Raw genomic sequence first — 22,866 nt, 5'->3', positions numbered from 1 at the left:
GCTCGATTCGACGAAGAAGGAGCGTGATCGACGGTGCTAGGCAGACAGCCGGCGAGACGAAGCGCCCTTGTCGCGGCGCTGTGCATCGGCGGGTTCGCCGCCTCGGCGGCCCCGGCGACGGCGGACGAACCCGCGTTCGTGAACATCGGAGTGGTCTACACCTTCGGCGATATCTGCTACGGCGAAGGCCGGGCAGGCGTCTCCTCGCCCACCGGAACACCCGGTGCGGCCCGTTTCGGCATCAGCTTCGTCAATCAGACGCCGGTGGACACGCCGTGCGCCTTCACCGCGTTCGCCAACTGGCGCAACCTCGACACCGGCGCCGCGGGCACCGTGGCCGTCCCCATCCGCGACGACACGGCTGGGAACCAGCCACCGGGAACCGTCTTCGCCGCCCTGCCCACCGGCCCCGGCCGCGTACGGGTCGACGTGACAACCGACTACCCGCACCTGGCGGCCCCGCCGGTCGAGATCAAGATCAGCTGAGGTTCGATTCCGCCCACCGCGCCGCATCCCTGGCGCTGCGTCGGTTTCCGCCAGTAGGCTGCGTTCCTAGCGCCTCGAGTCGGCGCGACACAAAGGGGGGATACACGGATGTCCGTGTCGGAAAAGCGCGTTGATCTCGATACTCGCCGCAGGGATCTCCGGTGGATGCTGATCACCGGTCTCATCGCAGGCACGTTGGTGGCCTCCGCGTGCGGTGGCGGGTCAGGTCCGAAGAATCCCGCGCACCCGGTTCCGTCACCCCTCCCGACGCCGACTTCCAGCAGTCAGGCGATCAGCAGTGAGAATCTGGGCTACCTGTGGCCGCTCACCGTCGACCACGGCACCCTGGAATGCCGGCCCGGAGACCTCGCCGTGTTCATCGCCCCCGACGGCACCGCCTACGCGCTCAACGACAACGCCTCCACCGCCGGAATCGCGAGCATCGAACCCCTTCGCGCCACCGGTGCCGGAGGCGACAAGATCAGCCTCGGAGCCATGCGTAGCAAAACTCTCGCGCTCTGCCATCTTTCCGGCTGAGGGCCGCAGCTTTCCTCGACTCTTACCAGGAGCAGAGCGACGCGCGGGCTCGGTGCAGCGCATCATCCGCGGAACGTCGCGGCTCAGGCGTTCACGGTTGCCCGAGTCGATACGGAGAGTGGCGACACCGTGATGACGACCATCGCGCAGCAGGGATATCCAGTCGTGAACGAGCGGCCGAATCCGAGGCCATGGATCCGCCGACGAAAGCGGGCGATGGCGGTGCGCGCACTGTGCCCGGCTCCTAGACTGGGGAATTGCGGCACGGTCGACCGTCGAAGCGCCGCGGCAGCTTCGCGATCGGCGCAACTCGAAGTCCCGATCCAGCGAGGGCCGGTGCACCCGGTCCGCCCCATGCAGGAGGGCCGCATGCCCGACTCGTTCCATCTGCGCGTCTGCCTGGTCGGCCCAGGTTGCCTTTGCCCAACGGTGACGCTGTTCCTCGCACCGGAGCCGCTGATCCCCGGTGGCAATATGCTGCACCTACTCGAGCAGACCCCGCTCTCCGCCGACACCGGCGCACCGACCCCCGACGCCGAGGTGATCGACCTGGTCGAGAACGAACCGGCAGCCGGGGACCCAGGGTTACGTCCCGAACTGCACGAGTTCCGTACCGGCCGCCCCGACCCCCATCAGGTCCACGACATCCTGCACGACCACCACATCACCGACGCCGCGCCGATCGGCTTGGACATCACCGATCCCACCGAACTGACCCGCTTGGCGCTGCTCCCCGAACACCCCATCGGCTACCGCCGCATCGACGACTTCCAGCAGGAAGCGACGGCCCGCGCCATGCTCGCCGTCTACCGCCTCTTCGAGGTGGACCAGCGAGTCCGCCTGATGTACCACGGCTTCGCCGACCCAGGCACCGGCTGGTTCGCCCTGCGCAGCGCCACTGCTTGAGCCTGCGGGCAGGCATTCAGCGTTTGTTTTTTCGCTGATTGGCGTTGAAGCGCGCCTTCTTCTGACGATTCCCGCATGTGTTCATGTCGCACCATTTTCGGGTGCGACTCTGGCTGGTGTCGAAGAAGGCGGCTCGGCAGGTCGGCGATGCGCACAGCGCCAGTTTTCCGTCGCGTTCGCCTGCGATGATGCTGATCGCGTCGGCGGCGATCACGCCTAGGGCATCTTCCACACAGGAAGCCGAGCCGAGTCGCCATTGACGACTGCCCTCCGGCGTCAGGATGGCCGCCGCACGACCCGCCATGCTGCGGTCATTGATGACTCGGACAGCAGACGCAGGCAGAGGGTCATGCATCGCGGCCGCTGTCGCGGCGGCGTGAATCGATTCCCTCAGTTCCCGGGCGAGTTCGAGCTGGGCGGTGGTGCAGGAGTCCACGGCCAGGCCGTACACGACCAGCCAATCGACGAGTCGCTGCGGCGTGGGAATGCGTTCCACCGGATCGCCATGACGCTCCGACAGAGTTCCCGTGAAGCTGGTCGCCAGCACGTTACCGAGGCGAAAGTCAGGAGGCCCAGCAGGCATGGAACCACCTTAGCTGGTTGCAAGCCGATGCGAAGCCATGTTAGAACCGTCTTAGCCGGTTCTCGATATGCCGTAGCCGGTTCCGCGACGACCAGGAGGTCTCATGCCCGCACTCGGCCACCTCGATCCGGTTTTCCCGCCCGACCCTGTCGGCGTCCAAGCATTCGAAGCCCACGCGAGTGACGCCGACCTCGACGATCTGCGCGCGCGACTAGCCGCGGCGCGGCTACCGGAGACCGAGACGGTCTATCGCGCCTCCCCCGACCCTCGCCGCTGGGACCAGGGCGTTCCTCTCGCCGACCTCGTCGAGGTCGTGGACTACTGGCGCACCGGGTACAACTGGCGGTCGTTCGAAGAGCGTCTCAACCGGATCGGCCAATTCCGCACGACCATCGACGATTTGGGAATCCACTTCCTGCACCGCCGATCCGCGCGCGCAGACGCCACTCCCCTGATCTTGACGCACGGCTGGCCGGACAGCATTGCCCGGTTCATCGATGTAGTGGACGAGCTGGCAGATCCGAAAGACGCGGACGCGCCGGCGTTCCACGTCGTGGTTCCGTCGCTACCAGGCTTCGGATACAGCGACAAACCGGCGACCACCGGGTGGGGAACCGAAAAGATCGCGGCCGCATGGGTGGAACTGATGGGAAGGCTCGGCTACAGCAAGTTCGTGGCCCACGGCGGCGACTGGGGAGGCAATATCACCACGGTTCTCGGCGGCAGATTCCCGGCGCACGTTCTCGGCATCCACACGACATTCGCGCAGGCGCCGCCCGGGATGACAACGGACGGGCTGACGGCGGTCGAGCGCGAATGGATCGAGGAAACCCGCGATTTCTGGAGCGGATCGCCGACGCGCCACCGCGCGGCGTACGCGAAGCAGCAGGCGACCCGGCCGCAGACCATCGGCTACTCGCTCGTCGACTCACCGGTCGGGCTACTCGCCTGGATCCTCGACAAGTTCGCCGAGTGGAGCGATACCGAAGACAGCCCGTTCGAGACGATTTCCCGAGACCGCATTCTCGACAACGTCACCCTGTATTGGCTGACGCGGACCGGCGCGTCGTCGGCCCGTATCTACTACGAGAGCCACAACTCGCTCGACCCCGAACTCCGCGTCGACGTCCCCTCGGCCCTCACTATATATCCCCGCGACATCGAGAAGTGCCCGCGCCCTTGGGCACAGCAGCGGTACCGACAGATCGTCCGATGGAAGTCCCCCGAAACCGGAGGCCATTTCCCGTCGCTGGAGGTCCCCGAGTATTTCGTCAAGGACCTGCAAGAAGGCCTCGCAGCGGTGCTGGACGCTAATCGGTGAACGCGGCCGTGCCCGGAATCGGTCCGAGGATCCGAGCTGCGCCAAATGCTCGGCCCCGCGACCGTTTACGTCCCACCGCCCGAAGCGCGCAGCCATGAACCCCGCATGGCTCGGCAACGTACAACACACCCAACCCCCCGTGATGTTGCTCGGCAATGCCACACAACAAAGAAGCCGCAGGTCGATGACCTGCGGCTTCGTCGGTGAGTGGAGCTAAGGGAAATCGAACCCCTGACCTTCTCGATGCGAACGAGACGGGGAGCCGCTGGCCAGTGTCCAAAGTAGCTGTCTACCTGCTAAATCGCATCACTGTGATTCACGCTGAATCGTGCTGATTTGTGGGCAATTGTGGGCAGCGCATGGGCAGACGAATGCCCCACCAAGGGGCACCGAGGCGGGGCATTCGATGACGTATCCGAGCCGACTACCGTTCGGCGTTCGACTCCCCGGCGCTCTCACCCCCTCTCCGGCGTTCTGGATGCGCTGCCCGATATCTGGCGACCACTCCGTCGATCTCGGTTTGGAGACGAGGCTGCTCCGTCTGCTCGTGTAGTTCGGCGGCCACGCGCGACAGAGTCTCCAGATCTGCGCGGCTGGCTTCTCGCAAGATCGCTTCGGCCTCCGCGAGCTGCTGGGCGTTGAGCTTGCCGCACCGAGGAAGCCAACTCGCGTCACTCATGAGGTGGTTACCGATCGAGTTGCGCGATGCAGACGGCCCGCCGCCTCCAAGGTGCTCAGCGCCGCATGTTTCTGCTTGCACTGAACCGAGTCGTTGTGCAGGTGGATCTGCAACAACCGGTGCGCCTGTTCTGGCGTGAGTGGACCCGGATCGAAAGCGCAGTGGTCGTAATAGGGATAGTCGTTCGGATCATTCGAGCCATTCTCGAAGTGGATCGACACCCGCACGGTGTCGTAGTCAACGTTCATGGCTTCACCCCGACTGCGTCCGAGGCCTCGAAACCCGATGGAATGGCGAACTCTTCGTGCGGATTCAGGCTGAGCCGGTACATGACTCGGTCGCCGCTGAATCGAGTACGACCATGCAGCCAGCGATGGTTGTGCAATATGTAACCCTCCCCAGGCTCCAAGCCGAACTGGATCATGTGGCGCTCCACAGCGTCATTCAACGTGGGCAGCCATCGGACGATCCCCGGGGCGAACTTCGCCAGTTCGTCTCGCCGGTAACGAATCCGCACTCGCCCGTCCGTCGTGCGCTCGAATATCGAACTCAGGTAGCCCGCTGCCCCACCGAACAAGACCGTGTTGGGATGTGAAAGTGCTTGTACTGCTTGCGTGTTGCTTGCGGCAAGGTCGAGGAACACGCTCCGACCATCGATTGCGATGGTGTCACCGCCTCGGCCCTTCCGACCGCAAACCACCATCAACAGCGCAGGCGGTTCCGGTATGCCCGATCGGTCCGTGTGCGGAGCGAGTGCGCCGTTACCGAACCCCTCGAAACCGGCACGGCCGCCGAGCTTTCCACGATGCATCAACGTCGTCACGCCATCCGGTCCGCTATCCCGATGCGGGACAATGCGACCCAGAGACGCCCCCAGGGTGACCAATTGCGCCCGAGTCCGAATGCCTTCGAATCGAGCCAAGCCATCCGCAGCCAGCTTTGCGGCTACCCCTGCTGCCCACTCATGCTGTAAGTCCACGAACATGGATCAACCGTGCGCCCGGTTCTACAGGCCCGTCCACTGACAAACTGTCACCGCGCAACCAGCGGTCCCGCGCCTGCGCCGGTGCTAGCGTCGCGGCTATGACTGCCTCCGGATACGTACCGCACATGTACTCGATCTCGATCAAAGGCGTTGTCGTTCGTGACGGTCGGGTGCTGCTGCTGAAGAACGAGCGCGAGGAGTGGGAACTGCCGGGCGGCCGGATCGAACCGGACGAGACACCCGAGGAATGCGTGGCCCGCGAGATCACCGAGGAGACGCAGTGGCCGGTCACCACCGGGCCGATTCTCGACTCCTGGATCTACTACATCAACGAGGCCGAGAAGCACGTCTTCATCGTCACGTATGGCTGCTATCCGGACACCGACGCCGAGCCGGTCCTGTCGCATGAACACAAGGAAGTCGGGTTGTTCGGCGAGGACGAAATCACCGGATTGAACATGCCTGACGGTTATAAGCGGTCCATCATGACCTGGTTTGCTCAGCTTCGAGCCGCGGAGAACGTCTAAGGGGGAACGCTGTGGACGGCAGCAGGTGTCAGGCTTGCGGCTTCGCGATAAGCCGCTACGCAACCGAAGCCGTATGCCCCACCTGCGCCGCGAACCAAAGCCCCACCCCGAGTCTGGTTCGCGCTACGCCGATCGTCTCCGCTATCTGGCTATGGGCTGCTCCGGAAGCAGCGACGGCGATAGCAACCCGCGACCTACCCACGATCCTGCGGACCTACCGCCGGATCAACGGCCTGAACCAAATAGCGCTGGGCGAGCTACTCGGCTACGACAAGTCCTACGTGTCGATGCTCGAGACCGGCCGTAGGGCAATTGCCGATGTCGCATCGCGCCGGCATATCGCCAGTCGACTGGGCCTACCCGCACACGTCCTCGGCGTCACCGGAGTCGATGACGCCGAATACCGCGCGATGCTCCAATTCGGCGACAGCACAGTTCGTCTCGCCGAAATCGCGCGCCAGTCCGGACATACTGTCGAGGCCGTCAATGAACTCTGGCCACTTGTGGCGCGACTAGAGGCCAGGGCAGCCGAGGGCTACATGGAACGAGACAGCCTCATTCTGCTCGCCCAAGCTCGAGTAGCGCTCGGCGTCTCGCTGGGCACGGTGCTACCCGAGGAACGTTTGGCCTCGGCCGCGCGCTGGACCGGACAAGCTGTCAAGATAGCCTCCGAGCTCAACGACCCGGCATTCCACGCTCATACACTCCGAATGCACGGCAACGAGTTGCGCAAGGCCGGACATGTCGGCGCGGGCGTAGCGAGACTGGAACAGTCACTTGCCCTTTCGATCTACCCAGCTGACCGCGGTGCGGCCCTGGCGTTTCTGTGCCGCGCGACAGGCGAACTCGGTGATGGCGAACACTTCGACCATGCCCTACGGCAGTACCGGCACCTACTGGAGCGAAATACGCACAGCGGCCTGCTATTTCAGCCGTTCACCCTGCACGAAATCGAGATACGAGGCTTGCTCGGTACCGGCCGGACAGCGGAAGCGGGCCAACTCGTAGGTGCTCCTGTCGGCACACCCTCCGCTCCGCAGTGGCGCATCATCGAACGCGTCACGACCGGAGAAGTGCTCGCGGCGATCAACGATCCCGACGCCGCCACAGAGGCATTCATCGACGCCATGCGATCGGCCGAACACCATCGGCTGCCACACCAGATTCAGCGAGTCATCCGCGCGACCATCAAGACCGGCATGAGAGAGCTGACCAGCGAAGCGCAAGCGGCCCTGCGTCGCATTCGGTCGTCGCTGGTGTCGCACTCGAAATGAAAGCTGCCGCCGACGAGTCAGGGCCGAGGGGGCCGGATTTTCCTGGGCCGCCGTCGTGGCTACCGAAACTCCCAAACCCGTACGAACTGGCAGGCCCAATGCCCACCGCCAAGGCTTCGACAGGGGGGCTACCGCCCTGTCAGACGTTCGAGGCGGCGATCGGTGTAGCACCCCGATCTTGCCGCACGACTTGCGGCATACGGCCGCGTCGCTCTCGATCAGCGCCGGAGCGAATGTGAAGGCAGTTCAGACCATGCTCGGCCACAAGTCGGCAGCGATGACGCTCGACACCTACGCCGATCTGTTCCCCGATGATCTGGAAGCCGTTTCGGCCGCTCTGGACAAGGCAGCGCGCGCAAGTGTGGGCAAAAAGTGGGCAGCGAGCTAGCCGCACTGTCGCTCGAACGAAAACCGCCCGACCTTTTCTCAGGTCGGGCGGTGTTTTTCTTGCTGTGGAGCTAAGGGGAATCGAACCCCTGACCTTCTCGATGCGAACGAGACGCGCTACCAACTGCGCTATAGCCCCGTGCGGTTCCGGGGAACCGCGCTGTGACACTGTATCAGGCCATCCGCCCAGACTCCGAATCGGTGCCCTGACCTGCGGGAACAGGTGGGACTATGCGCCGGCGGCGCGGCGCATGTCGCCGTTGGCGCGGGTGCGCAGGGCGCGGGCGGTGGCGGGGTCGAAGGGGTCGAGGTGGGCGAACATGGGGTCTTCGTCGTCGGGCTCGACCAGGGTGGAGCGGCGGCGCAGGGCGCGGGCGGTGTCGCGGTCCATGGTGCCGTGTGGGGCGCGGGCTCGACGGGCGTGCGGATCGGCCTCGTCCTGGTGGCCACGGTTGAGGCGGGCGGCGCGCCTGCGGCGGATCTCCTCCTCCATCCGCACCTGCTTGCGCAGGTAGGCCAGGTAGGTCACCAGCACGGTCGCGGCGAGCCCGCAGGCCCACCACAGCAAGGGGGTGAGAACCAAGGCGAGCGCGCCGGAGAGGATGGCGGTGAGTAGCAGGCCGAGCACGGCGCGCTGCCGGAAGGTGTAGCGGGCCGCGCGCGCGATGGCGTCGGCCTCGGGGTCGTAACCGCCCCGGCCACGACGGCTGGGGACGAAATCCTGTTCCGCCGAGCCTCCGCCGTCGTAGTCGTCGTAGTCGTCGTACTTGTCGTAGTCCACGCGCGCGGGCGCCGTGGAGCGAGCAGGCGGGATTCTGGCCGCGACCGTCTCGGGGTGGTATGCGCCCACGCCGACATCATCGGTCTCCGCGTCGATCTTCGCAGCGACTTCGGCGGCTTCGTCGTCGGCCGACCGCTCGGCGGCCGACTCGGCCTTGTCCAGCTCCGCCTCGTCCAGCTCGGCCTCGTCCGGCTCGACCTCGTCCGTCTCGGCCTCGTCCGGTGCGTCGGTCCCGAAGTCGTCGGTCCCGAAGTCGTCGGCCTCGGTGTCGTCCGTTTCGGCGTCAGCGATGTCGGATGCCGCGACGTCGTCGGCCGCGGGCATGTTCTCCTCGTCGGTCTCGGTGACGGGCTCGTCGGCCGGTGTCGTCATCCGGTCCTCCGCATCATCGCTGTGGGGATACTTTCTCGGTACGCGGCGTCCATCGTGTCGCCCACGGGGCCGCCAGTTGGGATCGGTTTCGTGCCCGGCGGCCGGGCCTTTCCGGAGACGTCGTTTGCCTCCGCCGCGATGCAGGACCCTGGTCGCCAGCGCGGCGTCGGTGGTCCGGCGGATTCTCGGGTGGCGATCGGCGAGGATCGGGAACAGGACGAAGACCCAGAGCACGACCAGCCCGATCCACAGGATCGAATTCGGCATCGCGTCAGCACCTCCGTCCCGCCTGGGGTTTTGTCCGGCTCGGCCCGCGAGCGGTTCGTCACACGCTCCGCCCTCGGCCGGCCCCCGTCCGACGCAGCGGCGCGGACGCCGGTCCCCTCGCAGGCTCTGTGCCGATGACGCAAGACGCACCATCGACGTCCGTAGGCTAATTCCGGGTAGCACCAAGTTCCGGCAGGCGCGCCGTGCACATCCGCCACACCTGTCACATTTCCACCAATGTCACCGCGGCCGGGTGGCCGGATCTACTGCAGGGTGACGCGCCCCTCTCGCACCAGCCGGTCCAGGACCGTTCCGGCCAGCTCCTCGACGGTTATGCCGACCAGCAGGTGATCCCGCCAGGCGCCGTCCACGTCGAGATAGCGCCGTAGCAGTCCCTCTTCCCGGAAACCGACATTGCGCAGCACCGCCTGGCTGGCCAGATTCTCCGGCCGGACGGTCGCCTCGACCCGATGCAGACCGACCGGCCCGAAGCAGTGGTCGAGGCCCAGCGCCAACGCCGCCGTCGCGACGCCCTGCCCGCTGAGATCCTTGGCCACCCAGTAGCCGATCCAGGCCGAGCGCAGGGCGCCGCGCACGATATTGCCGACGGTCAACTGCCCGCTGAACACGCCGTCGACTTCGATCACCAACGGGATCATCGCGCCGCGCCTGGCCTCCGCCTTGAGACTCGACCACAGCGACGGCCAATTGGAGGCGTGGTTGCGCGCCTCCCACGACCCGCGGCCGGTCGGCTCCCACGGCTCCAGATGCGCTCTGTCGCGCAAACGGATCCGGCTCCAGGCCGCCGCATCGCGCAGCCGCACCGGACGCAGGGTCACCTGTCCCGCGGCCACCCGGACCGGGCCCAGTCGCGCGGGCCACCCCGGATGCTGCGTGGCCCGGAAGACATTCATCGCGTCCACGTCTCAGCCACGCTGTGCGAGAAAGGCGACCTGGACTTCGTCACCGGTACGGATCTCGGTGTCGTCCGGGTCGATCACGATCAAGCTGTTCGCCTCGGCGAGCGTGGCGAGCAAGTGTGAGGAGGAGTTCCCGTTGCCGAGCGGCTGCACGAGGTATTCACCGGTCGCTTCGTCCCGCATGAGCTGCGCGCGCAGGTATCCCTTGCGCCCGGCCATGGAACTGATCGGGGTGATGGTCCGCGCGCTGATGATCCGGCGCATCGGTTGCCTGCGCCCCAACGCGATTCGGATCAAGGGCCGCACCATCACCTCGAATACCACCAGCGCACCCACCGGGTTGGACGGCAGCAGAAAAGTCGGCACCTCGTCGCGGCCGAGCCGGCCGAAGCCCTGCACGGAACCGGGATGCATGGCCACGCGGGTGATTTCGAGCTCGCCGAGCCCTTCCAGCGCCTCCCTGACCTGTTCGGAGGCCCAGCCACCGACCGCGCCCGCGATGACGACCACCTCGGAGCGCACCAGCTGCCCCTCGACCACGTCGCGCAACCGGCGCGGATCGGAACTGACGATGCCGACGCGATTCACGTCCGCGCCTGCATCGCGCGCGGCCGCGGCCAACGCGTAGGAGTTCACGTCGTACACCTGGCCGGGGCCGGGCGTCCGATCGATGTCGATCAGTTCGCCGCCCACCGAGAGCACCGATAGTCGCGGGCGCGGATGCACCAGCACTTTGTCTTGACCGACCGCTGCGAGCAGACCGACTTGCGCGGCGCCGATGATGGTCCCGGCCCGCACCGCCACGTCACCCGGCTGGACGTCGTCGCCGATGCGCCGCACGTAATCGCCGGAGCGCACCGGTTCGTACACCTTGATCCTGGCCCGGCCGCCGTCGGTGAAATCCAGCGGAAGCACCGCGTCGGCGAGAGTCGGCATCGGCGCGCCGGTGTCCACCCGGACGGTCTGGCGCGGCTGCAAGCGGATCGGCTGACGCGAACCGGCGACCACCTCGCCGACCACCGGGAGGGTCAGGTCGACGAGGTCGCCCGCTTCGTCGCGGATGTCGGCCCCGGCGGAAGCCACGTCGACGCTGCGCACGGCGTAACCGTCGATGGCGGCCTGATCGAAGCCGGGCAACGGCCGCTCGGTGACGACGTCCTCGGCGCACAGCAGACCCTGGGCCTCGGAAATCGCGACCCGGACCGGCCGGGGCGCGACCGCCGCGGCGGTCACTTTGATCTGCTGATCCTCAACCGAGCGCATCCAGCCCTTCCTGATCCTCTCCGCACTCCAACCGGTCTCGCCTGCGCGGGCACGCGCGATCCCGCCGCGGCGCAAGCGCATTCGCGCGCACCGCGGTGACCATCATTCGTACCCGACGGTCCACGCTCGGCGAAACCCCCGGCCGGGTCCCTCAGTCGTCGGTCGTCAGCTGCGGATCCCAGTCCGGACCGAGGCGGTGCTGCAACCACTCGCGCAGGGCGGGGCCGTATTCCTCTCGTTCCAATGCGAAATCGACCGCAGCACGAAGATAACCGCCCGGGTTGCCCAAATCGTGGCGCGACCCACGGTGCACCACCACATGAACCGGATGTCCCTCGGCGATCAGCAGTGCGATCGCGTCGGTGAGTTGCAGTTCGCCGCCCGCACCGGGCTCGATGCGGCGCAGCGCGTCGAAGATCGCGCGGTCCAGCAGATACCGGCCCGCGGCCGCGAACGTCGACGGCGCGTCGGCGAGCGCGGGCTTCTCCACCATTCCCTTGACGCGCAGCACGTTCGGGTTCACCGCGTCCGGCACCGGCGCGACGTCGAACACGCCGTAGGCGCTGACCTCGTCCTTGGGTACGTCGATGGCGCACAGCACCGTTCCGCCGCGCTTGCGGCGCACTCGGCACATCACGTCGAGCACACCGCGGGGCAGCACCAGGTCGTCGGGGAGCAGGACGGCGATGACGTCCTCGTCGTCGTCGAGGGCCTGCTCGGCCTGAGCCACGGCGTGCCCGAGCCCGAGCGGCTCCTCCTGCACCACCGAGGTCACATCGAGCAGTCCCGGCGCCTTGCGCACCTTCTCCAGCAGCTTGAACTTGCCGCGCTCTTCCAGCGTGCTCTCCAGCACCAAGTCCTCGACGAAGTGCGCGACCACGCCGTCTTTACCCGGGGAGGTGACGATCACCAGGCGCTCGGCGCCCGATCCGGCCGCCTCGGCGGCGACCAGCTCGATGCCGGGGGTGTCCACCACCGGGAGAAGTTCTTTGGGCACCGTCTTGGTCGCGGGCAGGAACCGAGTTCCGAGCCCGGCCGCGGGCACCACGGCCGTGCGGAAGCACGACTCCGCCGGGGTGCCACCGGGCTGTCCGGACTTTGCTGTCATACGCATACCCTATCCATCCATCACGCCGCCGGATCGGCGTCGAGCCGACTCGGTCCCGGGGTGAGCCTATGGTGATCACTGTGAAGATGCCCGGCGAGCGCGATAAACATGCATGGCGCATCGAACTACTCGCCCGGCGAGCTGTGATGAGCGCCACGGAGCGCGAAAAAGAAGCGTTCGCCCTGGCCACGGCGATGGACACCCTGGAAGCCCTGGGGTGGGTCTGCGCCTACGTACCGGTGGCGGGTGAACCGGGGTCGACAGCGATGCTGGACGCGCTGGTGGCCGGTGGCGCGCGGATACTGCTGCCGGTCACCGGGCCGCCGGGACCGTTGAGCTGGGCCGAGTACACCGGCGCGGACGCGCTGCGGCGGGCCCGCTACGGCTTGCTGGAACCCACCGGCGCAGTGCTGCCGCCGGACGCCGTGACCCGGGCCGAGCTGATCCTGATTCCCGCCCTCGCGGTGGACTTGCGCGGCGTGCGGCTGGGTCGCGGCGCGGGCTACTACGACCGCACGCTGCCGGCCGCGCGTCCGGACGCGCGGCTGGTCGCGGTGGTCCGGGACGACGAGTTGGTCGACCGGCTGCCCGAGGAGCCGCACGATCGGCGCATGGGCTGGGCGCTCACGCCACGGGGCGGCTTGCGCCGCTTGGGCGACCATTACGCTGGGGAATGAAACACCGATTGGCGGTGTTGGCACTGTCGGCTGTAGAGTGCCAGATCGACGAACACCGCGGAGGATCCTGTGCCTACTTACTCGTATGCGTGCACCCAGTGTGACAACCGCTTCGACATCGTTCAGTCCTTCACGGACGAGGCGCTGACCGTGTGCTCGGAGTGCTCCGGCAAGCTGCGCAAGCTGTTCAACTCGGTCGGCATCGTCTTCAAGGGCAGCGGCTTCTACCGCACCGACAGCCGGGGCGGCTCCACGACCGCCAGCGAGCCGGCCAAGTCCGACGGCGGTTCCAGTTCCTCTTCCGACTCCGGGTCATCGAGTTCCGGGTCGTCGAGCGGGTCCACCGCGTCCACCAGCACGGCCGTGGCCAGCTGATTCGACGGTTTTCCCACAGCCAGTCACCTATCCACAGCCCACCGTGATCCCGGCGGGGTGAGTGCGCGTCCGGCCATAGGATCCGGCCATGACTCGTGTACTCGCCGACCTCGGCCGCGGCGGCTGGAATCCGGCCGGGTGGCAGCGACCGCCCTGGGCCGACGCCGCACTCGCCCGACGGCTGCTCGCGGCCGCGCTCGCCGCCCTCGCGGTCTTGCTCTTCCTTCGCGGTGACCCGGATACCGAACGCACGACGGTCCTCGTCGCGGGCCGGGATCTGGCGCCGGGACGACTCCTCGAAGCGGGTGACCTGCGCACCGCAGCGCGCGAAGCGGGCACGCTGCCCGCGGGTGCGGTCGCCGATCCCGCCGCGCTCGTCGGCGCGACGCTGAGCGGCGCCATGCGGCAGGGAGAGGTCTTCACCGATCTACGCGTCGTCGGCCCGCGTTTGGCCGCGGCGGCGACCGGCGCGCGCGAGGCGCGCATCGTGCCCATCCGTCTCGCCGACACGGCGGTCGCCGACATCTTGCGCGCGGGTGATCGCGTGGACGTGATCGGCGCCGAAGACGCGAACGGCCCCGCCACCCGTCCCGCGCGCACCCTCGCCACCGACTCCGCCGTCGTTCTCGTCGCCGGCGCGGGTGACGGTCGCGCAGCCGCGGAACGCGTGGTGTTGGTGGCGATGGACGCCGAGCACGCGACCGCCGTCGCCGCGGCGTCCCTGCGCACCGCACTCACCGTCGTCTTCCATTGACCGGCCGACAGGCTTCGCCCGAAGCACCAGACTGAGAGGTGCCGATTTAGATTCGCGATTTGTGCGCCGAGAGCCGGACCAACGCGGGTGGGCGTAACTCACTTCAGCTGCGCCGCAAGCGAAACGAGCCCGGCATCGACGGGCCCGTTCGCCTTGCGCGCGTTACTCTCCGGCTCAGCCGAGGCTGAAAGGCGCTCCCCACAACGTCACCCAGGTGATCACGTTGTCGGTCTCGACCTCGACGCTGACGAAGGCCCGCGCTTGGGCGTAGCCTCCGCACCCGTTGAGACCGATGGTCTCGTCGGCCCACGTCACCGAACCGGACGTGCCCTTGAACGCATTACGGGTCTTGTGCGTCTCGTTACCGAAATCATCGGCCTGCTCCAGATCCAGCACATAGAACGACTTCGACTGCCCCGGACCCAAGGACAGATTGCCGCCCGAGTTGGCGCCGACGCCGCCGGTGACGTTCTGGCCGTCGCTCCAGTCCACGTTGCCGTCCACACCACCCGTGGCACCGCCACCGGCGATGTTCACCTGGCAACCGACGGTGTAGCCCGGGAAGATCTTGCCGCCCGCTGAGCCCGACAGGTCCACTTGTGCGCTACCGGAGACCCATGCGTTGCGGTGCAAGGGTGTAGCGCCCATGGACGGACTGATGGTCGCGGACTCGCCGACCAGGCGAATGGTCACGACGGTGCCGTCCGAGAGCGTCTTGGTCAGCTCCCCGCCCGGCAGTGGGACGAAGGTGTCGGCGTTCGCCGCACCCGTGGAGAGCAGACCTACCGCGATGGCCGCGGACGCGCACAGCCCGGCCGCGCGCGCCAGTTTTTTACGATCGAACATGATGGTAATTCCCCTAAAGAATCGAGTTCGCTTCAGCGAAAAGAGATTTGATGGATCCGAACCGCGTTCAGCCGATGCTGAACGGCATCCCGTAGAGGGTGGTCTTCGAGTAGTGATCGCCGATGATCTCGACGACCGTGTACGAACGAGCCTGCGCGTAACCCGCGCAGCCCTGGATCTCGATCTCGGCATCCTGATACTCCACCGAATACACACCCGGCTTCAGAATGTCCTTGTAATCGATCTGAACGAACTTGACCTCACCGGGACCGAGGTTGATGCCGATCGAACCACCGGCGCTCGCGCCGCTGAGGTTCACACTGCCCGACACTCCCGCCGAAATCGCGTCGTCGGCGATGCTGACCTGGCAGCCGACGATGTAACCGGTGCTCAACTGCGACGCACCGTGCGTGGACGAATTATTCGTTCCCGGATTCCCGGTCGGCCCGTTGTTCGGGCCGATTTCGCCTTCCGGCGTCACGGCGACATCCGCGACGGCATTCCCTGACACCCACACGACACGGCCGGCACCGTTCGCAGCGAGGGATGGGGAGATCAGTGCGCGCTCACCCGTACGGGCGATGTTCACGCCAGGGCCTGCCTTGTGGCCGTCCGGCAACGGCACGAAGGTATCGGCGTCGGCGGCGCCGGTCGAGAACAGACCGGTGGCCACGGTCGCCACGGCGGCGGCGCCCGCGACGCGGACGCCTCGAGACAGACCGTTGATGCGGTACTTGCTCATGTTTTTCCTCATCAGGTTGCATCCGCCCGCCCCAGGGTGTCGAGGCGGACGTGTCCCTCCAAAGCCGACGGCGCGCTCGGTGGAATGTGCTGTCCACCAGACGATCCGCCGACCATCGCGTCATCGAGCGATCTCGGACGAAACAATGTTATTCGGTATCAACCAGACTTTTCCGGAAATTCGGGCAATTCGTCACGCAACGCAAACGATCCGGCTAGGATCGCACCGGCTTGCGGCGCAATGGAATTCATGACGAAATGGACCCGCCGCGATACGAGGGGTCCATTTCATCAATGGCTACGGGCTTTTCACCCGTAGTTCACTCAGCCGAGGCTGAAAGGCTGTCCCCACAACGTCACCCAGGTGATGACATTGTCGGTCTCGACCTCGACGCTCACAAAAGCCCGCGCCTGGGCGTAGCCTCCGCACCCGTTCAGACCGATGGTCTCGTCGGCCCACGTCACCGAACCGGACGTGCCCTTGAACGCATTACGGGTCTTGTGCGTCTCGTTACCGAAATCGTCGGCCTGCTCCAGATCCAGCACATAGAACGACTTCGCCTGGCCGGGGCCGAGCGAGAGGTTGCCGCCGGAGTTGGCGCCGACGCCGCCGGTGACGTTCTGCCCGTCGCTCCAGTCGACGTTGCCGTCGACACCACCGGTGGCACCGCCACCGGCGATGTTCACCTGGCAACCGACGGTGTAGCCCGGGAAGATCTTGCCGCCCGCCGAGCCGGAGAGCTCGACCTGCGCGCTACCGGAGACCCACGCGTTGCGGTGCAGCGGCGTCGCGCCCATGGACGGGCTGATGTTCGCCGACTCGCCGACCAGGCGAATGGTCACGACGGTGCCGTCCGACAGCGTCTTGGTCAGCTCCCCGCCCGGCAGCGGGACGAAGGTGTCGGCGTTCGCCGCACCCGTGGAGAACAGGCCCATGGCGATGGTGGCAGCGGCGCCGACGCCGGCCATCCGCGCCAGGTTCTTACGGTTGATCATGGTTGGTATCCCTCGAGGGTTGAGTCCGCTTCAGCGGGAGGATGGTTCGTTGGAGTCGACAGACGTCAGCCGATGCTGAACGGCATCCCGTAGAGGGTGGTCTTCGAGTAGTGATCGCCGATGATCTCGACGACCGTGTACGAACGCGCCTGCGCGTAACCCGCGCAGCCCTGGATCTGAATCTCGGCATCCTGGTACTCGACGGAGTACACCCCGGGCTTGAGGATGTCCTTGTAATCGATCTGAACGAACTTGACCTCACCGGGACCGAGGTTGACACCGATCGAACCGCCCGCGCTCGCGCCGCTGAGGTTCACACTGCCCGACACACCCGCGGAGATGGCGTCGTCGGCGATGCTGACCTGGCAGCCGACGATGTAGCCGGTGCTCAGCTGCGACGCACCGTGCGTCGAGGAGTTGTTGGTTCCGGGGTTTCCGGTCGGACCGTTGTTCGGGCCGATCTCACCCTCCGGCGTCACGGTGACGTCGGCGACCGCGTTGCCCGATACCCAGACCACGCGACCGGCGCCGTTGGCAGCCAGCGACGGCGAAATCAGGGCCCGCTCTCCGTTCCGGGTGATCGTCACGCCCGGCCCCACCTTCTGGCCGTCCGGCAACGGCACGAAGGTATCGGCATCGGCGGCACCGGTCGAAAGCAGGCCCAGGGCAACAGCCGCGGCAGCGCCCACGCCCGCGACGCGGGCACCGCGGCGCAGACCTTTGGTGCGGTTCTCGCTCATACTTCCCCTCATCAGGTTCAAACAGTCAACCTCGACCATCGAGGCTGGACAGTGGTCCTCTCAGGCCCAGCTCAGTGTGTCGCTCCTTTGTTGCCGGTGTGTAACCGGTTGTTATTTCGGCGCAACGGACTTGCTGGTAACGGAACCGAGCCAGGGCTCCGTCGAACGGCTCCATGCGTGCCGGTACCCGCGCCTGCGGGGCCCGATTGCGAGTGGCTCGATGGGGAGATTAAACGTTTTATAACGGCGCTGGCAACGTAACGTTTCGTAAAGTTCAAGGTGACCTGTATCACACTTGCGCACATTTGAATATGGCTTGACGTGCATAAATACCGGATCGCTACAGCCGGGGCGGGCTGAGTGGAGCAGATCGCGGCACAGGAGCGCCAGCGTCCGGATACGGGACAGGGCCGTAATGATCGCGCCGGAATTACTTCCGCGCAGAAATGATCACTGGCCGGTTACAAACCCAGGGGGATTGATTACGTAGCTACTACGTAGATAACGGTCAGCCGTGATGCGGGGGGATCTGGGCGCGCAGCCAGTCGTCGGAGGACCGGACGTCGTCGCGCTCGTCGCGCTCGTCCGCGGTGGTCTCGGGCAGAGTGTCGCCGAAGATCTTCGCCAAGCGCGCGGCATCCCTCGCCCGGCGCGCCGCCGGGCGAGGGTCCTCAGGGGGTGTGGGGGCGGTGATTACTCGACCAATCCGGACAGCTCACCGATCACCCGGCTCGCGAGCGGGCCGAGCGTCGCCATACCGTCCCGGATGGCGGAACGGGTGCCCGGCAGGTTGACCACCAGGGTGCTGCCGGACACGCCTGCCACACCACGGGAAAGCCCGGCGTCCAGCGAACCGGCCACCCGGCCGGAGGACCGCAGGGCTTCGCTGATTCCCGGCAACTCGCGGTCGAGCACCTGCGAGGTGGCCTCCGGCGTCACGTCGCGCGGGGACATGCCCGTGCCGCCGACGGAGATCACCAGATCGACGCCGCCGATCACCGCGGTATTGAGTGCGTTGCGGATTTCCACCTCGTCGGCCTGCACCGACACCGACGCGTCCACGAGGAAACCCGCCTCGGTGAGCAGCTCGGTGACCAGCGGACCGAGCGAGTCAATACCTCCATGCGCCGTTCGATCGTCGACGACCACCACCAGAGCACGCCCCGCCACAGGAGCATCGATTTCCATGGTGCTCACCGTAGCGCCTGCGTCCAGCAACTCGGCGGCCGCGCCGAGAACGTCGGCGTCCACTTCGAACTCCGGGCCCCGCCCGCCGGGCACCAAGCGCATCACCGGCCGCCGTCCGCGGGCGCGCCGGAGAGGGTCACCTCGACGGTCTTGGGGTTGTTGCCTTGTGCGTCGGTGTAGGTGACTTTCACCTTGTCTCCGGGCTGATGCGAGCGGACCGCGGCGACGAGCGCGTTCCCGGAATCGATCGGGCGGTCGTCGAGCTTCGTCACCACAGCCCCCGGCGGAATGCCCGCGCGTGCCGCGGGACCATCCGGTGTGACGTCGCGAACCTGCGCGCCGGAAACCTGTTGGGCCGGGTCCTGCTGACGCGACACCGTGATGCCGACCTGGGCGTAGGTGGCCTTGCCGGTCTTGATCAGTTCGTCGGCGACGCGGCGCGCCTGGTCGACGGGGATCGCGAAGCCGAGTCCGATCGACCCGGTCTGGCCGCCCGCCGTCTCGGTGGGCCCGAGCGTCGCGATGGCCGTGTTGATGCCGATGAGCTTGCCGTTGCCGTCCACCAGCGCGCCGCCCGAGTTGCCCGGGTTGATCGCGGCATCCGTCTGGATCGCGTCGATCACGGGGCTGACCGCCGCGGCGGGGTCGCTACCGTCGCCGCTGGTCACCACGGGCCGGTTCAGCGACGACACGATGCCGGTGGTGACCGTGCCCGCCAGCCCGAGCGGTGAGCCGATCGCGACGACGGGCTGGCCGACCTGGAGATTCGCCGAGGTGCCCAGCTCGATGGGAGTCAGGCCGCTCTTTCCGGACGCCTTGATGACGGCCAGGTCGGAGACCGGATCGGCGCCGACCAGCGTCGCGGGCGCGCTGCTGCCGTCGGAGAACACGACCTCCATCTTGGCGCTCGGCCCACCGCCCGCGGCCACGTGATTGTTGGTCAGGATCAGGCCGTCGGAGGACAGGACCACCCCCGAACCCTCACCCTCGGCCTTGCTGCTGGCCACCTTGATCATCACCACACTGGGCAGCACCTTCTGAGCGACCGCTTGGGTGGAGCCGGCCGGAGCGTTGACGGCATTGCTCACGTTCGGCCTGGGAGCGTCCAGGGCGTTGGTGGCCGGGGCGCGACCCTCGTCGCCGTGCGTGACCAGCGCGCCGACCGCGCCACCCACGCCACCGCTGACCAGCGCGAGCGCGACGGCGCCCACGGCCAGGCCCGCGCGGAACGGACGTCGCGGCGGGGCGGGCGGGGCGCCATAGGCCGGGCCGTGCGGTCGAGTGGGGTCATTCGGCGGACCGAAGGACGCCGGATAACCCGGGAACGGCGCGGCCGGATGTTGCTGCGGCGGGTACTGCGCGGTGGGATGCGGCGTTTCCTGCGGACCGTAACCGGCGGCATGCGCCTCCCCCGGCCCGAACGGGCCCGCGGCCTGCGGGCCCGGCTCCCGGCGATCCTTCGAATCCTCGGTCATGGACTCCTCGTTTCTCCTCGCGTCCCGACCAGGTTGGCCACGGCGACTGAGAGCGGACTGAGACCGCGCTTTCAGTTTTCCGAGAGCTGTGCAGCCGGTACTGCGATAGAACCACTGACTACTTCATGTCTCAAATCTTGCGGCAAACCAATCGGAGCAATCGAAATACCCGACCGACGATGAATATTTCGCACAGCACTCGACATTCTGTCGGAAATGGACTTCCGTCGCCCGGTATTGCGTCAATCGGACACCGGCGCGCCCGGCTCGCCGGGCAACACGATGCGGACAACGGCGCCGCCGCGTTGCGAGGTATCGATCGCGATGGTGCCGCCGTGTTTTGTCACCACCTGCTTGACGATCGCCAGACCGAGGCCGGAGCCGGGCATCGATCGCGACGACATGACGCGATAGAAACGCTCGAACACCAGCTCGCGTTCCGCCGCCGGAATACCGGGACCCGCGTCATCGATGGACAGCTCGAGCAGGCCCGGGCCGCTCTCCCGCATGAGGATGCGGACCTGCGCGCCGGCCGGGCTCCATTTGGCCGCGTTGTCCAGCACGTTCAGCACCGCGCGCTCCAAGCCCGCCTCGTGCCCGTAGACGAACCAGGGGCGCAGATCGGCGACGAACTCGATGCCGGTGCGGCGACGGCGGGCGCGTTCGAGTGCGCGTTCCACCACCTCGCCCAGATCCACGCGCTCGTAGACGGTTTCCGGCGCGTCCTCGCGCGCGAGATCCACCAGATCGCCCACCAGGGTCGACAACTCCTCGATCTGGGCCATCACGTCGGCGCGCAGTCCGGCCATGTCCTCGTCCGGGATGCGGGGAGCGCCGGGACGGCTCGAAGCGATGAGCAACTCCATGTTGGTCCGCAGCGACGTCAGTGGCGTACGCAGCTCGTGTCCGGCGTCGGCGACCAGCCTGCGCTGCCGATCGCGCGACTCGGTCAGCGCGCGCAGCATGGTGTTGAAACTTTCTGTGAGCCTTGCCAGTTCGTCGTCACCGGTGACCGGGATCGGAGTCAGGTCGTCGGTGCGGGCGACTCGCTCGGTGGCCGCCGTCAGCCGCGCGATGGGCCGCAGACCCGTCCGCCCGACCGCCGTGCCCGCAGCGGCGGCCAGCACGACGCCGCAGCCGCCGACCACGAACAGCAGCCAGGCGAGCCGGTCGAGCACCTCCCTGGTGCGGTCCAGCCGCTGGGAGATGACCAGCGTCGCACCCGAGTTGGTGTAGACCGCCAGCACGCGCTGGTTACCGTCGGTGCGCAACGACGAACTCCGCTCGCCGCGCGCCACGGCCAGCTCCTGGTTCCCGACCGGCGGATCGGTGGATTGCGGGGGAAGCCAGCGCCGGAGGTCGGGATAGATCAGCGCGATGCCGGTGTCGTCGTAGAACGCCGCGGCGACCATCAGATTCAGGTTGTTGAACCCGTACGGATTGCTGGCGATCACGGCCGTGGAACGGCTGCGCAGCTGGGCGTCCACGTCGGCGTACAACGCGCGCGCCACCAGCGCGTAGGCCGCGATCGAGGTGACCGCCACCGCGATCGCCACGACCGAGGCGGCCAGCAGCGTCACCCGCCAGCGCAGCGAGACCGACCGCGTCAGCGGCATGGGCGGCCGCATGTCCGCGGGCTCGGGCGGCCGCTGGCCGAGTGCGGCGACGGCGGGGCGTCTGGGTGTGGTGCGTACCATATCCCTGGACCTACGGTGGCGTTTCACGCAGCACATAGCCCACGCCGCGCACCGTGTGAATCAGCCGCGGCTCGCCTTCGGCCTCGGTTTTGCGGCGCAGATAACCGATGTAGACCTCGAGCGCGTTTCCCGAGGTTGGGAAATCGTAGCCCCAGACTTCCTCGAGAATGCGGCTACGGGTCAGCACCCGGCGCGGGTTCGCCATCAGCATTTCCAGCAGTGAGAACTCGGTGCGGGTGAGACTGATCGGCCGGGCGCCTCGGGACACCTCGCGGGTCACCGGATCCAGCGACAGATCAGCGAACTTCATTTCCTCCGATGCCTCACCCGGGCCAGCGGTCGTCCGCCGCAGCAGCGCGCGCAGCCTGGCCAGCAGCTCTTCCAGTGCGAAAGGCTTCGGCAAATAGTCGTCCGCCCCGGCATCCAGCCCTGCGACCCGCTCCGATACCGAATCTCGCGCGGTGAGAACCAGAATCGGCAAATCATCGCCGGTGCTGCGAAGACGGCGGCAGACCTCGAGCCCGTCGAGCCGGGGCATCATGACGTCCAGAACGAGCGCGTCGGGTCGCTGGACGGTTGCCTTCTCCAGCGCGTCCACACCGTCCACCGCGAGATCGACGGAGTAGCCGTTGAACGTCAGCGACCGGCGCAGCGATTCCCGGACCGCCCGATCGTCGTCGACCACTAGAATGCGCATGCCCCCAGTTTGACCGCACCGACTGAGAGGTAACTGAGAGGGCGCTCTCGACACGCCGTGGCGCACACCCGCCAGAACCCCCGGCGCGTCGCCCGCGTCAACCCCGGGTGACCAGGCTCTTCCAGGGGCCCACCGAGAAGTTGACGCGTCCCTTACACATTCCACCGCGAAACACGTTCTCTATAGCCATATTCGGTAAATTGAAGACCGACTCCCCCGGATTGCCGATGACCCCTCTGCACGGTATGTTCCGTGCGGTAAAAAAGAAGACCTCTAGTTGGTTC

24 protein-coding genes, 1 tRNA gene and 1 pseudogene are annotated in these 22,866 nt (G+C 67.0%); 10 read left to right on the top strand and 16 right to left on the bottom strand.

The window, feature by feature from the left end; genetic code table 11:
• Window positions 1-33 precede the first annotated feature (33 nt).
• The 3 genes from ABZ803_RS11770 to ABZ803_RS11760 all read left to right on the top strand — a co-directional run bounded on the left by ABZ803_RS11770 (window position 34) and on the right by ABZ803_RS11760 (window position 1,929).
• Window positions 34-486: a hypothetical protein gene (locus ABZ803_RS11770; RefSeq protein WP_357035732.1), complete on the top strand. Its 453-nt coding sequence runs from the start codon at window positions 34-36 to the stop codon at window positions 484-486.
• A gap of 165 nt (window positions 487-651) precedes the next feature.
• Complete coding sequence (locus ABZ803_RS11765) at window positions 652-1,023, top strand: DUF2511 domain-containing protein (protein ID WP_357035729.1); 372 nt, start codon at window positions 652-654, stop codon at window positions 1,021-1,023.
• A 369-nt stretch (window positions 1,024-1,392) separates the two neighbouring features.
• Window positions 1,393-1,929 carry a hypothetical protein gene (locus ABZ803_RS11760; protein WP_357035726.1) on the top strand — a complete coding sequence of 179 codons (537 nt, stop codon included), beginning with the start codon at window positions 1,393-1,395 and terminating at the stop codon, window positions 1,927-1,929.
• A gap of 16 nt (window positions 1,930-1,945) precedes the next feature.
• Here the strand turns inward: ABZ803_RS11760 and ABZ803_RS11755 are convergent, their stop codons facing one another.
• Window positions 1,946-2,512, bottom strand: coding sequence for a CGNR zinc finger domain-containing protein (locus ABZ803_RS11755; RefSeq protein WP_357035723.1), 567 nt, complete (start codon window positions 2,510-2,512; stop codon window positions 1,946-1,948).
• Between the two features lie 103 nt (window positions 2,513-2,615).
• Here ABZ803_RS11755 and ABZ803_RS11750 point away from each other — a divergent pair, with 103 nt between their 5' ends.
• Entirely contained in the window at window positions 2,616-3,833 is a 1,218-nt protein-coding gene (locus ABZ803_RS11750) for an epoxide hydrolase family protein (protein ID WP_357035720.1), read from the top strand.
• Between the two features lie 675 nt (window positions 3,834-4,508).
• Here the strand turns inward: ABZ803_RS11750 and ABZ803_RS11745 are convergent.
• Both ABZ803_RS11745 and ABZ803_RS11740 read right to left on the bottom strand, forming a co-directional pair.
• Window positions 4,509-4,760, bottom strand: a complete 252-nt coding sequence (locus tag ABZ803_RS11745) for a hypothetical protein (RefSeq protein ID WP_357035717.1) — start codon at window positions 4,758-4,760, stop codon at window positions 4,509-4,511.
• On the bottom strand, window positions 4,757-5,497 hold the full coding sequence (locus ABZ803_RS11740) for a TauD/TfdA family dioxygenase (protein ID WP_357035714.1): 741 nt from the start codon (window positions 5,495-5,497) through the stop codon (window positions 4,757-4,759). Before ABZ803_RS11740 ends, ABZ803_RS11745 begins: the two co-directional genes overlap by 4 nt.
• Before the next feature lie 98 nt (window positions 5,498-5,595).
• Here ABZ803_RS11740 and ABZ803_RS11735 point away from each other — a divergent pair, with 98 nt between their 5' ends.
• The 3 genes and pseudogenes from ABZ803_RS11735 to ABZ803_RS11725 all read left to right on the top strand — a co-directional run.
• On the top strand, window positions 5,596-6,024 hold the full coding sequence (locus tag ABZ803_RS11735) for an NUDIX hydrolase (protein WP_357035711.1): 429 nt from the start codon (window positions 5,596-5,598) through the stop codon (window positions 6,022-6,024).
• Between the two features lie 11 nt (window positions 6,025-6,035).
• A complete protein-coding gene (locus tag ABZ803_RS11730) occupies window positions 6,036-7,298 on the top strand; it encodes a helix-turn-helix transcriptional regulator (protein ID WP_357035708.1) in 1,263 nt (420 codons plus the stop codon).
• 175 nt (window positions 7,299-7,473) lie between these two features.
• Window positions 7,474-7,686: pseudogene (locus ABZ803_RS11725) on the top strand (tyrosine-type recombinase/integrase); the annotation flags it as partial.
• A 65-nt stretch (window positions 7,687-7,751) separates the two neighbouring features.
• Here the strand turns inward: ABZ803_RS11725 and ABZ803_RS11720 are convergent.
• The 5 genes from ABZ803_RS11720 to ABZ803_RS11700 all read right to left on the bottom strand — a co-directional run bounded on the left by ABZ803_RS11720 (window position 7,752) and on the right by ABZ803_RS11700 (window position 12,396).
• Window positions 7,752-7,824: transfer RNA gene (locus ABZ803_RS11720), tRNA-Ala, on the bottom strand.
• Between the two features lie 90 nt (window positions 7,825-7,914).
• Complete coding sequence (glpR, locus tag ABZ803_RS11715; RefSeq protein WP_357035706.1) at window positions 7,915-9,105, bottom strand: gephyrin-like molybdotransferase receptor GlpR; 1,191 nt, start codon at window positions 9,103-9,105, stop codon at window positions 7,915-7,917.
• A 263-nt stretch (window positions 9,106-9,368) separates the two neighbouring features.
• Window positions 9,369-10,019 carry a GNAT family protein gene (locus tag ABZ803_RS11710; RefSeq protein ID WP_357035703.1) on the bottom strand — a complete coding sequence of 217 codons (651 nt, stop codon included), beginning with the start codon at window positions 10,017-10,019 and terminating at the stop codon, window positions 9,369-9,371.
• Window positions 10,020-10,031: 12 nt separating this feature from the next.
• Entirely contained in the window at window positions 10,032-11,288 is a 1,257-nt protein-coding gene (gene glp, locus ABZ803_RS11705; RefSeq protein ID WP_062975875.1) for a gephyrin-like molybdotransferase Glp, read from the bottom strand.
• Between the two features lie 151 nt (window positions 11,289-11,439).
• Entirely contained in the window at window positions 11,440-12,396 is a 957-nt protein-coding gene (locus ABZ803_RS11700; RefSeq protein WP_357035699.1) for a UTP--glucose-1-phosphate uridylyltransferase, read from the bottom strand.
• Between the two features lie 68 nt (window positions 12,397-12,464).
• Here ABZ803_RS11700 and ABZ803_RS11695 point away from each other — a divergent pair, with 68 nt between their 5' ends.
• From ABZ803_RS11695 to ABZ803_RS11685, 3 genes are all read left to right on the top strand, one after another.
• Window positions 12,465-13,073 carry a 5-formyltetrahydrofolate cyclo-ligase gene (locus tag ABZ803_RS11695; RefSeq protein ID WP_357035696.1) on the top strand — a complete coding sequence of 203 codons (609 nt, stop codon included), beginning with the start codon at window positions 12,465-12,467 and terminating at the stop codon, window positions 13,071-13,073.
• Window positions 13,074-13,142: 69 nt separating this feature from the next.
• The gene (locus tag ABZ803_RS11690) at window positions 13,143-13,448 is read left to right on the top strand and encodes an FmdB family zinc ribbon protein (RefSeq protein WP_357035693.1); all 306 of its coding nucleotides are present in this window, start codon (window positions 13,143-13,145) and stop codon (window positions 13,446-13,448) included.
• Between the two features lie 88 nt (window positions 13,449-13,536).
• Window positions 13,537-14,202, top strand: a complete 666-nt coding sequence (locus ABZ803_RS11685) for an SAF domain-containing protein (RefSeq protein ID WP_357035690.1) — start codon at window positions 13,537-13,539, stop codon at window positions 14,200-14,202.
• A 174-nt stretch (window positions 14,203-14,376) separates the two neighbouring features.
• On the opposite strand, the gene ABZ803_RS11680 is transcribed toward ABZ803_RS11685, so the two are convergent.
• From ABZ803_RS11680 to ABZ803_RS11645, 8 genes are all read right to left on the bottom strand, one after another.
• Complete coding sequence (locus ABZ803_RS11680) at window positions 14,377-15,048, bottom strand: MspA family porin (protein WP_357035687.1); 672 nt, start codon at window positions 15,046-15,048, stop codon at window positions 14,377-14,379.
• A 67-nt stretch (window positions 15,049-15,115) separates the two neighbouring features.
• Complete coding sequence (locus ABZ803_RS11675) at window positions 15,116-15,790, bottom strand: MspA family porin (RefSeq protein ID WP_357035684.1); 675 nt, start codon at window positions 15,788-15,790, stop codon at window positions 15,116-15,118.
• 323 nt (window positions 15,791-16,113) lie between these two features.
• Window positions 16,114-16,785, bottom strand: a complete 672-nt coding sequence (locus tag ABZ803_RS11670) for an MspA family porin (RefSeq protein WP_357035681.1) — start codon at window positions 16,783-16,785, stop codon at window positions 16,114-16,116.
• A gap of 65 nt (window positions 16,786-16,850) precedes the next feature.
• A complete protein-coding gene (locus tag ABZ803_RS11665; protein ID WP_062975832.1) occupies window positions 16,851-17,525 on the bottom strand; it encodes an MspA family porin in 675 nt (224 codons plus the stop codon).
• Between the two features lie 693 nt (window positions 17,526-18,218).
• Window positions 18,219-18,713 carry a MogA/MoaB family molybdenum cofactor biosynthesis protein gene (locus ABZ803_RS11660; RefSeq protein ID WP_181719529.1) on the bottom strand — a complete coding sequence of 165 codons (495 nt, stop codon included), beginning with the start codon at window positions 18,711-18,713 and terminating at the stop codon, window positions 18,219-18,221.
• Between the two features lie 101 nt (window positions 18,714-18,814).
• Window positions 18,815-20,188, bottom strand: a complete 1,374-nt coding sequence (locus ABZ803_RS11655; protein ID WP_357035678.1) for a trypsin-like peptidase domain-containing protein — start codon at window positions 20,186-20,188, stop codon at window positions 18,815-18,817.
• Window positions 20,189-20,430: 242 nt separating this feature from the next.
• The gene (locus ABZ803_RS11650) at window positions 20,431-21,816 is read right to left on the bottom strand and encodes a HAMP domain-containing sensor histidine kinase (protein WP_245549097.1); all 1,386 of its coding nucleotides are present in this window, start codon (window positions 21,814-21,816) and stop codon (window positions 20,431-20,433) included.
• Window positions 21,817-21,895: 79 nt separating this feature from the next.
• The gene (locus ABZ803_RS11645) at window positions 21,896-22,582 is read right to left on the bottom strand and encodes a response regulator transcription factor (RefSeq protein WP_062977293.1); all 687 of its coding nucleotides are present in this window, start codon (window positions 22,580-22,582) and stop codon (window positions 21,896-21,898) included.
• Between the last annotated feature and the right edge of the window lie 284 nt (window positions 22,583-22,866).

The organism is Nocardia sp. NPDC047648 (genome assembly GCF_040642815.1).
Taxonomy (GTDB): domain Bacteria; phylum Actinomycetota; class Actinomycetes; order Mycobacteriales; family Mycobacteriaceae; genus Nocardia; species Nocardia gamkensis.
This window is presented reverse-complemented; position numbering and strand designations above follow the sequence as displayed.

Coding starts and splice junctions, on each gene's coding strand:
- ABZ803_RS11735 (WP_357035711.1), top strand. CDS start 5,596: ATGACTGCCTCCGGATACGTACCGCACATGTACTCGATCTCGATCAAA.
- glp (WP_062975875.1), bottom strand. CDS start 11,288: ATGCGCTCGGTTGAGGATCAGCAGATCAAAGTGACCGCCGCGGCGGTC.
- ABZ803_RS11750 (WP_357035720.1), top strand. CDS start 2,616: ATGCCCGCACTCGGCCACCTCGATCCGGTTTTCCCGCCCGACCCTGTC.
- ABZ803_RS11665 (WP_062975832.1), bottom strand. CDS start 17,525: ATGAGCGAGAACCGCACCAAAGGTCTGCGCCGCGGTGCCCGCGTCGCG.
- ABZ803_RS11685 (WP_357035690.1), top strand. CDS start 13,537: ATGACTCGTGTACTCGCCGACCTCGGCCGCGGCGGCTGGAATCCGGCC.
- ABZ803_RS11745 (WP_357035717.1), bottom strand. CDS start 4,760: ATGAACGTTGACTACGACACCGTGCGGGTGTCGATCCACTTCGAGAAT.
- ABZ803_RS11755 (WP_357035723.1), bottom strand. CDS start 2,512: ATGCCTGCTGGGCCTCCTGACTTTCGCCTCGGTAACGTGCTGGCGACC.
- ABZ803_RS11700 (WP_357035699.1), bottom strand. CDS start 12,396: ATGACAGCAAAGTCCGGACAGCCCGGTGGCACCCCGGCGGAGTCGTGC.
- ABZ803_RS11660 (WP_181719529.1), bottom strand. CDS start 18,713: ATGGAAATCGATGCTCCTGTGGCGGGGCGTGCTCTGGTGGTGGTCGTC.
- ABZ803_RS11655 (WP_357035678.1), bottom strand. CDS start 20,188: ATGACCGAGGATTCGAAGGATCGCCGGGAGCCGGGCCCGCAGGCCGCG.
- ABZ803_RS11765 (WP_357035729.1), top strand. CDS start 652: ATGCTGATCACCGGTCTCATCGCAGGCACGTTGGTGGCCTCCGCGTGC.
- ABZ803_RS11670 (WP_357035681.1), bottom strand. CDS start 16,785: ATGATCAACCGTAAGAACCTGGCGCGGATGGCCGGCGTCGGCGCCGCT.
- ABZ803_RS11760 (WP_357035726.1), top strand. CDS start 1,393: ATGCCCGACTCGTTCCATCTGCGCGTCTGCCTGGTCGGCCCAGGTTGC.
- ABZ803_RS11650 (WP_245549097.1), bottom strand. CDS start 21,816: ATGCGGCCGCCCATGCCGCTGACGCGGTCGGTCTCGCTGCGCTGGCGG.
- ABZ803_RS11740 (WP_357035714.1), bottom strand. CDS start 5,497: ATGTTCGTGGACTTACAGCATGAGTGGGCAGCAGGGGTAGCCGCAAAG.
- ABZ803_RS11675 (WP_357035684.1), bottom strand. CDS start 15,790: ATGAGCAAGTACCGCATCAACGGTCTGTCTCGAGGCGTCCGCGTCGCG.
- ABZ803_RS11680 (WP_357035687.1), bottom strand. CDS start 15,048: ATGTTCGATCGTAAAAAACTGGCGCGCGCGGCCGGGCTGTGCGCGTCC.
- ABZ803_RS11710 (WP_357035703.1), bottom strand. CDS start 10,019: ATGAATGTCTTCCGGGCCACGCAGCATCCGGGGTGGCCCGCGCGACTG.
- ABZ803_RS11645 (WP_062977293.1), bottom strand. CDS start 22,582: ATGCGCATTCTAGTGGTCGACGACGATCGGGCGGTCCGGGAATCGCTG.
- glpR (WP_357035706.1), bottom strand. CDS start 9,105: ATGCCGAATTCGATCCTGTGGATCGGGCTGGTCGTGCTCTGGGTCTTC.
- ABZ803_RS11695 (WP_357035696.1), top strand. CDS start 12,465: ATGGTGATCACTGTGAAGATGCCCGGCGAGCGCGATAAACATGCATGG.